An 11,924-nucleotide genomic window follows, 5' to 3' on the forward strand; every position below is an offset into this window, starting at 1 on the left:
TGAGAATGTCGGACAAGCTCAGGCGGCCGGGCCGGGCGGGGGAGCGGGCCGGGCGTGGTCGCGCGCCAGCGTGGCGACCGTGGCGGCCAGTTCGTCGGGGTTCACGGGCTTGGCCAGGTGAACCTGGAATCCCGCCAGCAGCGCGCGCATGCGGTCCATGGGCTGGGTGCGCCCGGTCAGCGCGACGGCCGGCATGAGGTCCGGCAGCGAGATCGAGCGCCGGGATTCGAGGGCCCGGATCTCCTGCAGGACCTGGTGGCCGTCCTCGTCGCCCAGCGACAGGTCGCACAACAGTACGTCCGGCCATTGTTCCGAAGGGGTGCGTTCCAGGTACGACAGGGCGGCGCGGCCGGAGTCCATGGGCAGGACCTTCGCGCGGTAGGTCTCCAGCACGGCGCCGATCTGCTCCAGCACCTCGGCCTGGTCATCGACCGCCATCACTGTGATGCCGTCCAGCAAGACCTCGCCCGCCTTGCCGTGCGCGGGGGGCGTTTCCTCGGCGACTGCGCGCAGGGGCAGGCTGAGCACCCGCGTCTCGCCCCGGCCGGTGCGGACGGCGTGCGTCGTGAGCTTGCCGCCCTGGCCCTCGACCACCGCCCGGATGTGCATGGGGTCGAAGACCGCCGAGCCGTCCGGCGGCAAGGGCGGCGGCGCGGCGCCGTGCTCCAGTGCGACGATGGCCTCGTCATCGCGCCCGTCGGTGATGGACAACTGCGCGTTGCCGTCCGTCGTATCCAGCCGCAGTTCCATGCGGCCGCCAGGGGGGCTGACGGCGATGGCGTTCATGCAAAGCTCGGACACGACTTGCTGCAAGGTGCTGGGGTCGCCGGTGACCCGATAGGGATGGGATCCCATGAAGGTGTAGAGCTCGATGGCGCGTTCCTCGATCAGCGGACGCAGGCCGTCCAGCACGCTGGCGACCAGCGCCACCATGTTGACGGGCTGCCTGCTGAGCTGGCGGCTGGTGCGTTCCAGCTCGCTCTGTTTGAGTTGCAGGTTCCACATCTGGGCATACATGCCCTGGCCGGCCAGCAAGGCTTCGTGCGTACCCCGCTCGACGATGCGGCCCTGGTCCAGCACCAGGATCTCGTCGGCATCGACCACGGTGGACAGCCGGTGGGCGATGATGAGCGTGGTCCGGTCGCGCGAGAGCTGCGCGAGCTCGGTCTGGATGGCGCGTTCGGCCATGGTGTCCAGCGCCGAGGTCGCCTCGTCGAAGATGAGAATGGGAGGATTCTTTAGGATCGCGCGGGCGATCGCGATGCGCTGGCGCTCGCCGCCGGACAGCTTCACGCCGCGTTCGCCCACCATCGTGTCGTACTGGGCGGGCAGGGCATTGATGAACTCGTGGATGCGCGCGGCCCGCGCCGCCTCGATGATTTCCGCCATCGAGGCGCCGGGCCGTCCGTAGGCGATGTTGTAGGCCACGGTCTCGTTGAACAGCGCGGTGTCCTGCGGCACCATGCCGATATGGGCGCGCAGGCTCTTCTGGTCGACGCCGGCCAGGTCCTGATCGTCGATGGTGATCCGGCCGGTGTCGGGTTCGTAGAAGCGGAACAGCAGTCGCGCCAGCGTCGATTTCCCCGAGCCGCTGCCGCCCACCACGGCCACCGTCGCGCCGGGCGGGATCCGGAAGTCCACGTTCCAGAGTATCTGCCGGCCGGGCTCGTAGCTGAAATCGACCGATTCGAACCGTACCTCGCCCCGCTTGAAATCCAGCGGCGGCAACTGGCGCGCCTCGTCCGCTTCGGGCGGCGTGTCCAGCAGCGCGAACAGGCGTTCCGCGTTGATGATGGCGTCCTTGGACTGGCGGAACACCATGCCCAGCGTATTGAGCGGCAGGCTGATCTGGATGATGTAGGCATTCACCAGGACCAGGCTGCCCACGGTCATGTGGTCCAGGACCACCTCGCGGCCGGCCAGCAGCATGACCGAGGCCACGCCCATCGCGATGATGGCGCTCTGGCCGACGTGCAGCACGGACAGGGCGTGCTGGTTGGCCACGCCCGCCTGGCGCCATCGTTCCAGCAGCTTGCGAAAACGCACCAGCTCGTAGCGTTCGTTGGTGTAGAACTTGACGGTTTCGTAGTTCAGCAGGGTATCGACCAGGCGTCCGCTGGTGGCCGAATCCGCGACGTTCATCTCCCGCTGCAGCGCGGCCCGGCGTTCGGTCAGCGCGAAGGTGAAGATGCCGTAGCCCAGCAACGCCAGCACCACGATGACGGTGAACCAGATGTCGTAGCCGATGGCCAGGACGACCGCGACCACGCCGATCTCGAACAGGGTCGGCACGACGGTGAACAGCGTGGTGCCGAGCAGGAACGTGATTCCCGCCGAGCCGCGGTCCACGTCGCGCGCCAGCGATCCTGTCTGGCGTGCGATGTGGAAGCGCGGCCCCAGGCGGTGCAGATGCGCGAACGTGCGCTCGTTGAACTCGGCCACCACCTGGTGCAGCACCGGCGAAAACACCACGTCTCGCAGTTCGTTGAACAGGGTGCCCAGGAAGCGCAGCAGCGCATAGGCCAGCAGCAGGAAGACGGGCAGCACCAGGGGATGGGTGGGCTGGCTCAATTCGTCCACGACGCTCTTGAGCACCATGGGAACCGCGACCATGACCAGCTTGGCCAGGATGAGCAGGGCAAGCGCCGTGAGCACCCGCCGTCGCGCCGCCCATATGGGCGGCCCCAGCGTGCGGGCGAGTTGTTGAACGAGGGGCTTGGCGCTCGGGTCCTGGGCCATGGACGACGGACTCCCGTGGCGGCGCGGTCGCGCCGGAACGCGGCCCACAGCAATATGCATACCCGGGGAATCCGGGTAGCGTCAGCGTTCGCGCGAGGATGGGGCCGAGCGCCGGCCCGGCAGCGGCACGGGGCCCGCGCCGGCCTGCGCATCGTGCGCCAGCGTCCGCCGCATGGCCAGGACTTGCGGCGGAACGACCCGGCGCTGGCCGGGAATCCACAGCAGTCCCCGCAACGCCGACCAGGCAACGCCAAGGCGGGCGGTTCCCCGCAGGCCGCGCAGGATACGCAGGGTTTCACGGCCTGCCTCGGCCAGGGGCAGGCGCAGCCACGCCGTCCAGATCTCGTTGCGGGCCAGCAGTTGCCGCCGCAGCGGAGCGTCGCGCCGGGCAGATGGGTAGTGGCGTGTGAAGATGCGCGGGCAATAGACCATGCGCCAGCCTGCCGCCGCGAAGTCCAGGGCCATCAACGCTTCCTCGGCCCCGATGAAGAAGGCGGGATGATAGCCCCCGGTCTCGAGGAAGGCGCAGGTCCGCATGACGGCGGCACCGGCCAGGAAGCCGAGCAGGGCCTTGCCCGGCATCCCGCGCGACGGCAGCGGACTGCGCGCCATGCGCTCGCATGCGGGATCGGGCCGTCCGTCGTCACCCACCTGTACCTGTGCGCAAAGCACGGCGATGTCCGGATGGCGGTCCAGGATGTCGGCGGCCAGGTCCAGCGAATGAGGCTGCCAGCAGGTGTCGTCGTCGCAGAACGCGACGTAGGGCGTGCGGGCCCACCGTACGCCCAGCTTGCGCCCGGCGGCGCCCAGGTTGCCGCCGGCCTCGATGACGTGCACGCCGGGAAAGGCCGCGCGCAGCGCGTCCGCGCTTCCGTCCCGGCTGCCGTTGTCCACCACGCACAGCCGTACCCTGTCGGGCAGTGCGCTCAGTCCGCCGACCGTGCGCAGCACTTCGTCGCACCTGTCATGAGTCAGTACCACGACGGTGACGCGGGGTTCAGCCGATGTCATGGCGCTCCAGCCTCCAGAGTCGTTCAGGCAGGTCCGTATCCTCGTAGCCGCCTTCGCCGAAGGCGCGCAACTGGCTCGCATAGGCCCTTACGGCGCGCGCCTTGGCGCCGGACGCGGAGGTTGGCGCGATGACCGGCGTGAGCCGCCATCCCGATCGCAGCAGCGAGGCCAGGCGGTCCTGCAGCAGGCCCGGCAGTCGGCGGTACAAGGCGTCCTCGTAGCACAGCCACTCGAGTTCCGGATGCCCCGCATGCAGGCGCAGGCACGCCTCATGGACCACCTGATGATCGGAGTGGAACAGGCCCAGCGGCACGGCCACCATGCCGCCGCGCCGGCGGTCCAGGCAGGGGGCGAGATGCTGCTCGATGTCCTCCGGCCGATAGGCGCCGCCGTACTGCGCGTCCAGCAGGTCCAGCCATACCGGGCTGGCGCCCAGCATCGCCAGCGCCTTGGCGTCCTCGGTCCGGCGCGCCTGCATGGCTGCTTGCGCGCTTGCGAAGCCGCATTGCCGATCCCAGTCGGTCAGCGGGGCGTCCCGGGGCGTTCCGGCGAAAACGGTGACGACCGTGGCCCCGGGTGTCCGCTCGAGCAACGTGCCGCAGCTGAACACGGCATCGTCCAGGTGCGGGGAAACGATGGTCAGGGAAGAGAGTGATGGGCTCATGGCGGCTACCTTGCCACCGGCCGGCGGGAACAGGTGTAACCAGATTGAGGCGTTCGCCGGGGGAATGGAACTTGCTGGATGGGGGTACCGATATCCAAAGGGAGCAAGGCCATGAATCTCGCCGTCATCGGCGCCGGCTATGTGGGACTCGTGACCGGAGCCTGCCTGGCCGACGTGGGCAACCGGGTGCATTGCGTGGATCGCGACGCCGCCCGGCTGCATCTGCTGCGGGGCGGCCACCTGCCCATCTATGAACCCGGGCTGGACACGCTCGTCGCGCGCAATGCGGCGGCGGGCAGGCTGGTGTTCACCGACGACCTGCCGGCTGCCGTGGCGGATGCCGACGCCGTCTTCATCGCGGTGGGTACGCCCTCGAGGGAGGATGGCGCGGCGGACATCGGCCAGGTGTTGCAGGCGGCGGGAGACGTCGCGCGCTCGGCCACGCGCGACCTGCTGGTGGTGGTCAAGTCCACCGTCCCGGTGGGCACGTGCGACCGCGTGCGCGAAGTCGTCGAAGCCGAGCTGGCTCGTCGCGGCGCGCCGTGCGAATTGCGGGTGGCCTCCAATCCGGAGTTCCTGAAGGAAGGCCACGCGGTCGAGGACTTCCAGCGGCCGGACCGCATCGTGATCGGCACGTCCGACGACGATGACGGCGCCTTGCTGCGCGCGCTCTACGCGCCCTACAACCGCAACCACGACCGGCTCATCTGCATGGACATCCGGTCGGCCGAGTTCACCAAGTACGCCTCGAACGCGATGCTGGCGGCCCGGATCTCGCTGATGAACGAACTCGCCTGCCTGGCCGAGAAAGTCGACGCCGACATCGAATCGGTGCGTCGGGGCACCGGCGCGGATCCCCGCATCGGCTACGACTTCCTGTATGCCGGGGCGGGATACGGCGGGTCCTGCCTGCCCAAGGATGTGCGCGCGTTGATACGGCTGGCCGACGAGTATGGCGCGGCGGCCGATATATTGGGCAGCGTGCAGGCGGTCAACCTCCGCCAGCGGACGCTGTTGTACGAAAAACTCGAACGCTTTTTCCGGGGCCGCCTGGCCGGCCGCACCATTGCGGTATGGGGGCTGGCCTTCAAGCCGGCCACCGACGACATCCGAGAGGCGCCCTCCATCGACCTGATCGGACGTCTGTTGCGCGCCGGCGCTTCGGTGCGCGGCTACGACCCCGTGGCCGGTGCGAACGCGCTGCGCGCCCTGGGGCAGGACGGATTCTCCATCGCCGACGATGCCCGCGCCGCGTGCCGCGGCGCCGACGCGCTCGTGGTCATGACCGAATGGCGCGAATTCAAGTCGCCCGATTTCCGCGGCCTTGCCCAGACCCTGCGCGCGCGGGCCGTATTCGACGCCCGCAATCTGTACGATCCTGCCTACGTGAGGTCCTGCGGCCTGCACTACGAGGGCGTGGGGCGGGCCGCCGGCCGCCCCGCGCGGCGGGCGGCGCCCGCCGCGGCCACGGTACGCTAGCGGCCGGGCCGCCGCCCGGGCGTCAGCGCCCGGCTTCCGACCCCAGTTCCGCCCCGGTGGTCGGATCCACTTCCGGATCGGAGGCCGTGCGGGTGGCAAGATCCTCCAGCGCGGCTTGCTCATCCGCGGTCAACGTTACCTGCGGCTGGCCGTCGCCCCCGTCCACCGCGCACTGTTCCTCGCGCTCGGAGACGTAGGTGAAATGGCCGTCGTCGTTCCAGGAGCCGCGCATGTCGCCTTCGCCCTGCGACATATTGAAATACACGTTGGTGAAGTGGGGGTCGCCCGGGAGCTTGCCGGGAGGGAAGTTGGGCGTGATCGCGTACAAGGCCTTCTCGAAGGACTGCTGGTGCGCGACCTCCCGCGTCATGAGGAATTGCAGCGCGTTCTTGACGCCCGGGTCGTCGGTCAGGTTGATCAGGCGCTCGTAGATGATCTTGGCGCGGGCCTCGGCGGCGATGTTCGACCGCAGGTCCGCGGTGGGCTCGCCTATGGAGTCGATGTAGCCGGCATGCCAGGGGGCGCCGCCCGAGTTGATCAGGGCCGGCCCACCGCCGTAGAGAACCTGGGTCAGGTGGGAATCGTTGCCCGCTCCGGTGATGGAGCGGTAGAGCTCCGCGGTTTCCTCGGCCGCCTCGGCCAGCTTGCCCTTGGCGCCCTTGTTGAGCATGGCGACGATGGTTCCGATCACCTCGAGATGGCTCAGCTCCTCGGTGGCGATGTCCAGCAGCATGTCCTTGCGGCCGGGATCGTCCTCGGCCAGCCCCTGGGTGAAATAGCGACACGCGGCCGCGAGTTCTCCCTGCGGACCGCCGAACTGCTCCAGCATCAGGTTGGCCAGGCCCGGGTTGCATTCCGAGACGCGGACGGTGTATTGCAGGCGTTTGTTGTGCGCGAACATGAGGATCTCCTTGAAGGGCGAGCGCTTCGCTCCGCAGGAATCATTCCCATGCCGCCTACCGGGATATCCCTGGTAGGCCGGCCCGCAATACTCCCGCAAAAAATGCTCAATTCCCGGTCCCCGCTGCCGTAAACACGGACACGCCCGCCCGCGAAGGGAACGCGAGCGCACGAAACGACCGGCACGAGCCGGCAACAACGGTTTGGGGTAAACAATGGCTGTGTCTCTCGGCTTGGGTCAGCGATCTCTGGCCAAGCAGGTACTGGTGCTGGCGCTTTCCGTCAGCGCCGTCGTCTCGCTGGTGACCGCCGTCGTCGTGGCCTGGCAGGGACTGCAAGCGGGCAAGGAGGCGGTCGAGCGCGAGATGATGGACGCGCTCGGTTCGATCAATTCCAGCCTGGTGTCCTCTTTCGAGTCCTCCCGCGGGCGGGTCGAACGCCAGCTGCTGGTATTCCAGCGCATGCTGGGCGAACTGCCGTCGCCGGACGGCACGATGACCGAAACCGGCGTCGCCGGCGAGGTCATGACCGTGCGCGCCGGGGAAAACGTGCTCAACGGCAACTCGGCGATCCTGCAGCGCATGCGCAGCTATACCGGTGCCGAGCCCGAACTGGTCGTGCGCCACAATAACCGGTGGATCCGCGCCGCGACGCTGCTGCGCGGGCCGGACGGCTCGCCGATGACCGGCCAGCCCATTCCGGCCGACGATTTCGTCGCGACCACCATGGATACCCAACAGGCCGCGACCAACATCGTCTATCGCAACAAGCGCTGGTACGCGCTGCACGTGCGGCCGCTCAAGGACGATACCGGCAAGATCTTCGGCGGCATCACGCTCCAGGTCGACCTGTCGGACGACGTCGGCAGCGCGCTGGAGTTCATCGAGAAAACGCAGGTGGCGGGCTACGGCACCATGTTCGCGATGACGCCCAGGATGAACGGCACCTCGGAGTTCCTGGTCCATCCGCTCTACAAGGGCAAGACGGTCGAAGAGGCCGCCGAGGCCGACCGCTCCTTCTACTACCACATGGTCGACCAGGACCGCGGTTTCCTGGAAGCCACGCGTTCCACCGACGACTCCACCATGCTGGTCGCCTTCCAGACCGTGCCCAACTGGGGCTGGACGCTGGTGGCGACCGGGCCCAAGGCCGAGTTCATGGCGGCGCAGTACCGGCAGATCGGGTTGATGGTGGCGCTGCTGGTCGTGGGCGGCCTCCTGACCGGCCTCCTGACCTATTACCAGATGTCCACCGCGCTGCGGCCGGTGCGCGATGTGGTCGAGGGAATCGGGCGGCTGGGCGATGGCGACCTGACGCGCGACGTGCCGGCGGGGCCGCGCGGATCGCGCAACGAGATCCACATCATGGCCGACCGCATCAACGCCACGCGGGCGCGCATCGCCCACCTGGCCCAGCAGATGAATTCGACCGGGTCGCAGGTCGCCACGGCCACGACCCAGACGCTCCAGGCCCTGCACCAGATCGGCAAGGGTACCGAGGTGCAGTCCGAGGCGGCCAGCGGCGTCGCGGCCGCGGTCGAGCAACTGACCGTGTCGATCTCCCAGATCGCCGACAACACCCGCGAAGCCAACAGCTTCTCGCGCACGTCCAGCACGGCCGCCGAGGAAGGCGCGGTGGTCGTGACCCAGACGGTGTCCGAGATCGAGAAGATGGCCAGCCAGGTGGCCAGTTCCGCCGAGGTGGTGCAGGAACTGGAGGCCTCGTCGCGCCAGATCTCGGCGGTGGTCAAGACCATCCAGGAGATCGCCGAGCAGACCAACCTGCTGGCGCTGAACGCCGCCATCGAGGCGGCCCGCGCCGGCGAGGAAGGGCGCGGCTTCTCGGTGGTGGCGGACGAGGTACGGGGCCTGGCCGAGCGCACGAAGTCCTCGACTTCCCAGATCGCCCAGGTCATTGCCGCCGTGCAGAAGCAGACCGCGCTGGCCGCCGACGCCATGCGCCAGGTCAATGCCGACATGCAGCGCTCGGCCGAGGGCGCCCGCCAGGCCGGCGACGTGCTGGTCCGCATTCGCGAGGCCGCCGGCCGCACCGCCGAGGTCATCGCCGACATCTCGAACGCCGCGATGGAGCAGAAGTCGGCGTCCGAGCAGATCGCCAGCCGGGTCGAGCAGATCGCCCAGTACTCCGAGGAATCGGCGGCCGCGGTGCAGCAGTCGGTCGCGTCGGCCGAGTCGCTGCAGAACCAGGCGCAAGTCCTGGACGAGACCATCCGCACGTTGAGGACGTGATTGGGGCCCCCCCTACGCGCTTCGCGCGCCCAGAATGGTGGGCCCCCAGCCGCTACGCGGCAGCCCCCCAAGGGGGCCGGGACCCGCCTTGGGGCGGCCCGGCGCCGGGTTCCGAGGGGGCGAAACCGGCGGACTGGCGGAGCCAGATCCGCGGTTTCCTGGCTCTAGGGAAACCATCGTGGACTGAAGCACGATTGCTACCGCTGACAGCCAGCGAAGCACCGGCACGACAACCCAAGACAGCGGTACTAGACCCAGGATGCGGTGGATCCGGCTCCGCCGGTCCACCCGCATCGCCCCCTTGAGGGGGCGCCCGAAGGGCGTAGGGGGTGGGCTACACTCCACAGGCACCTTGCCAGTCTAAGACGCCCACCAGCAATGACTCCTGCCTCCGTCAGCGCGATCGAGCTGATCGCCACCGTCCTGTTCGCGATCGCGATCATCCACACGTTCTCGGTGCCCGTCTTCGCCGCGCTGGCGCACAAGGGGGGGCGGCATGCGGGGCTTTGGCACATGCTGTCCGAGGTCGAGGCCGTGTTCGGATTCTGGGCCTTCGTGCTGCTGGTGGCGATGGCGGGCCTGGCGGGCGCCGGGGCGGCGGTCGAGTACATGGACACGCGCAATTTCACCGAGCCGCTGTTCGTGTTCGCCATCATGGTCATCGCCGCCAGCCGGCCGATCCTGAACCTGGTCACGCAACTGGTGGGCGCCGTCGCGGCGGTGGTGCCGGGCAGCCGGTCGGTCGCGGTCTATTTCCTGACCTTGTCGGTGGTGCCGCTGCTGGGGTCGTTCATCACCGAGCCGGCGGCCATGACGCTGGCCGCGGTCATGCTGCGCGACACCAGTTTCCATCGCATCGACAGCTCCCGCTTCAAGTACTTCACCCTGGGCGTGCTGTTCGTCAACGTCTCGATCGGTGGCGTCCTGACCTCCTACGCGGCGCCGCCCGTGCTGATGGTGGCGTCCACCTTCGGCTGGGACAGCGCCTACATGCTGGCCCATTTCGGCTGGCGCGCGGCATGCGCGGTGGTGCTGAACGCGCTGATCGTGACGCTCTGCTTCCATCGGCTGGTCCGGACGCACGCGCCGGCGGCGTCCGGCCCGGGAGGCGAGGAACGCCGGGTGCCGGCCACCGTGACGGCCGTGCACGTGGCCTTCCTGGCCGCGGTCGTGCTGTTCGCGCACCATCCGGCGGTGTTCGTGGGCCTGTTCCTGCTGTTCATCGGCTATACCGAGGCCTACCGGAAGTACCAGCGTCCGCTGATGATCAAGGAAGGGCTGATGGTGGGCTTCTTCCTGGCCGGGCTGGTGGTGCTGGGAGGCCTGCAGAAATGGTGGCTGCAGGACCTGCTGGCGGATATGTCGCCGCTGGTGCTGTACTGGGGGGCGACCGCCCTGACCGCCGTCACCGACAACGCGGCGCTGACCTACCTGGGCTCGCTGGTGGACGGCACCTCGGAAGCATGGCGCACCATGCTGGTGGCGGGCGCCGTCACCGGCGGCGGGCTGACGGTCATCGCCAACGCGCCCAATCCGGCCGGTTTCGCGGTCCTGAAGGGCTCTTTCCCGGGCGGGACCATCACGCCGGTGGCGCTGCTGATGGGCGCCTCGCTGCCCACGGCGATCGCGGCGGTCTTCTTCCTGCTGCCGGTCTAGGGACGGGGGATATTTCCCGCCCGCGCCGTTTTTCCACCTCGTCGCGCTAAATACTCAAAAAATCGCTAAAATTCAAGGCTTTGATTAATTTCCCGAAGTCCGGCCCGCCGGTCCAGATAGCTTTGGCCGCTCTTTGAGTGTTCCCCGCTGACGTGGGGATGAACCGGTATGCCTGAGGAGTCTTGGCGATGCCTATCTACGCCTACAAGTGCAGTGCCTGCGGACACCAGCAGGATGTATTGCAGAAGCTGTCCGATGCCCCGTTGACCGACTGTCCCCAATGCGGACAGTCCACGTTCTCCAAGCAATTGACCGCGGCTGGCTTCCAGCTCAAGGGGTCGGGCTGGTACGTGACCGATTTCCGCAACAACAGCGGCGGCAAGTCCGGCGGCTCGGCCTCGCCAGCCGCCTCGTCCACGGAAAGCAACTCGTCCGCCGCAAGCGCTTCGTCCGGCTCGGATTCGGGAACTTCGTCGACGCCCGCCGCGCCGGCGCCGAGCACGCCGGCCTCGACCTGACCGGGGCGCGGCGCTGGCGGCGCCGTCCGCTCCTACTGGAACCTTCGTGTTCAAACGCTACTTCGTCACCGGTTTGCTGATCTGGGTCCCGCTGGTCATCACCTTGTGGGTGCTGGGCCTGGTCGTGTCGACGCTCGAGGCCGTCGTGCCCTCGGTGCTCACGTCCGAGTCGCTGTTCGGCACCCATATTCCCGGGTTCGGCCTGGCGGTGGTGATCCTGGTGGTGCTGCTGACGGGCATGGGCGCGGCCAACCTGCTCGGGCGCAAGCTGCTCGAGGTCTGGGAAGGCCTGCTGGGCCGCATCCCGCTGGTGCGTTCGATCTACAACTCGGTCAAGCAGGTCAGCGACACGGTGCTGGCGCCCAATGGCCAGGCCTTCCGCAAGGCGGTGCTGGTGCAGTATCCCCGCGCCGGATCCTGGACGCTGGCCTTCCTGACCGGGACGCCCGGCGGCGAGGTGGCCGAACACCTGCCCGCCGACTGCGTGAGCGTTTACGTGCCGACGACGCCGAATCCGACGTCGGGTTTCTTTTTGATGGTGCCGCGCGCCGATATCGTCGAGCTCGGCATGTCTGTGGATGCGGCCTTGAAGTACATCGTATCGATGGGGGTGGTGGCGCCGGGTTCCCCGGCGCGGGGCAATTGACGTCGCCAAGGACGTCCGGCGCGCGCGTGCGCGGCCCGGCCCTGCATCGATACACACCAATT

The 11,924-nt window shown here is 68.4% G+C and carries 9 protein-coding genes; 5 read left to right on the forward strand and 4 right to left on the reverse strand.

Translation table 11 applies throughout. From position 1 onward, the window contains the following. Nucleotides 1–18: 18 nt before the first annotated feature. The 3 genes from R4823_RS03900 to R4823_RS03910 form a co-directional block, all read right to left on the reverse strand. The gene (locus tag R4823_RS03900; RefSeq protein ID WP_338617530.1) at nt 19–2,739 is read right to left on the reverse strand and encodes an ATP-binding cassette domain-containing protein; all 2,721 of its coding nucleotides are present in this window, start codon (nt 2,737–2,739) and stop codon (nt 19–21) included. 81 nt (nt 2,740–2,820) lie between these two features. After that, a complete protein-coding gene (locus R4823_RS03905) occupies nt 2,821–3,750 on the reverse strand; it encodes a glycosyltransferase (protein ID WP_338617531.1) in 930 nt (309 codons plus the stop codon). Continuing rightward, nucleotides 3,737–4,414 (reverse strand): PIG-L family deacetylase, encoded by a 678-nt coding sequence (locus R4823_RS03910; protein ID WP_165963021.1) that lies wholly within the window; start codon nt 4,412–4,414, stop codon nt 3,737–3,739. The genes R4823_RS03905 and R4823_RS03910 overlap by 14 nt, the downstream gene beginning before the upstream one ends. 111 nt (nt 4,415–4,525) lie before the next feature. On the opposite strand from R4823_RS03910, the gene R4823_RS03915 reads away from it, so the two are divergent. Further along, nucleotides 4,526–5,893, forward strand: coding sequence for a UDP-glucose/GDP-mannose dehydrogenase family protein (locus tag R4823_RS03915; RefSeq protein ID WP_087837557.1), 1,368 nt, complete (start codon nt 4,526–4,528; stop codon nt 5,891–5,893). A gap of 22 nt (nt 5,894–5,915) precedes the next feature. Here the strand turns inward: R4823_RS03915 and R4823_RS03920 are convergent, their stop codons facing one another. Further along, complete coding sequence (locus R4823_RS03920; RefSeq protein WP_087837558.1) at nt 5,916–6,794, reverse strand: manganese catalase family protein; 879 nt, start codon at nt 6,792–6,794, stop codon at nt 5,916–5,918. 214 nt (nt 6,795–7,008) lie between these two features. On the opposite strand from R4823_RS03920, the gene R4823_RS03925 reads away from it, so the two are divergent. From R4823_RS03925 to R4823_RS03940, 4 genes are all read left to right on the forward strand, one after another. Then, nucleotides 7,009–9,042 carry a methyl-accepting chemotaxis protein gene (locus tag R4823_RS03925; RefSeq protein WP_087837559.1) on the forward strand — a complete coding sequence of 678 codons (2,034 nt, stop codon included), beginning with the start codon at nt 7,009–7,011 and terminating at the stop codon, nt 9,040–9,042. A gap of 378 nt (nt 9,043–9,420) precedes the next feature. Continuing rightward, a complete protein-coding gene (locus tag R4823_RS03930) occupies nt 9,421–10,698 on the forward strand; it encodes a putative Na+/H+ antiporter (protein ID WP_087837560.1) in 1,278 nt (425 codons plus the stop codon). Nucleotides 10,699–10,886: 188 nt separating this feature from the next. Further along, nucleotides 10,887–11,216 carry an FmdB family zinc ribbon protein gene (locus R4823_RS03935; protein ID WP_338617540.1) on the forward strand — a complete coding sequence of 110 codons (330 nt, stop codon included), beginning with the start codon at nt 10,887–10,889 and terminating at the stop codon, nt 11,214–11,216. 46 nt (nt 11,217–11,262) lie between these two features. Next, nucleotides 11,263–11,862, forward strand: coding sequence for a DUF502 domain-containing protein (locus R4823_RS03940; RefSeq protein ID WP_087837562.1), 600 nt, complete (start codon nt 11,263–11,265; stop codon nt 11,860–11,862). The last annotated feature ends 62 nt before the right edge of the window (nt 11,863–11,924 follow it).

This window comes from Pigmentiphaga sp. CHJ604 (assembly GCF_036972535.1).
Classification (GTDB): Bacteria; Pseudomonadota; Gammaproteobacteria; order Burkholderiales; family Burkholderiaceae_B; genus Pigmentiphaga; species Pigmentiphaga daeguensis.

Bases quoted from the DNA above. Each gene is read 5' to 3' on its own strand.
- R4823_RS03910 (WP_165963021.1), bottom strand. From the start codon at position 4,414: ATGAGCCCATCACTCTCTTCCCTGACCATCGTTTCCCCGCACCTGGAC.
- R4823_RS03905 (WP_338617531.1), bottom strand. From the start codon at position 3,750: ATGACATCGGCTGAACCCCGCGTCACCGTCGTGGTACTGACTCATGAC.
- R4823_RS03915 (WP_087837557.1), top strand. From the start codon at position 4,526: ATGAATCTCGCCGTCATCGGCGCCGGCTATGTGGGACTCGTGACCGGA.
- R4823_RS03935 (WP_338617540.1), top strand. From the start codon at position 10,887: ATGCCTATCTACGCCTACAAGTGCAGTGCCTGCGGACACCAGCAGGAT.
- R4823_RS03900 (WP_338617530.1), bottom strand. From the start codon at position 2,739: ATGGCCCAGGACCCGAGCGCCAAGCCCCTCGTTCAACAACTCGCCCGC.
- R4823_RS03930 (WP_087837560.1), top strand. From the start codon at position 9,421: ATGACTCCTGCCTCCGTCAGCGCGATCGAGCTGATCGCCACCGTCCTG.
- R4823_RS03925 (WP_087837559.1), top strand. From the start codon at position 7,009: ATGGCTGTGTCTCTCGGCTTGGGTCAGCGATCTCTGGCCAAGCAGGTA.
- R4823_RS03920 (WP_087837558.1), bottom strand. From the start codon at position 6,794: ATGTTCGCGCACAACAAACGCCTGCAATACACCGTCCGCGTCTCGGAA.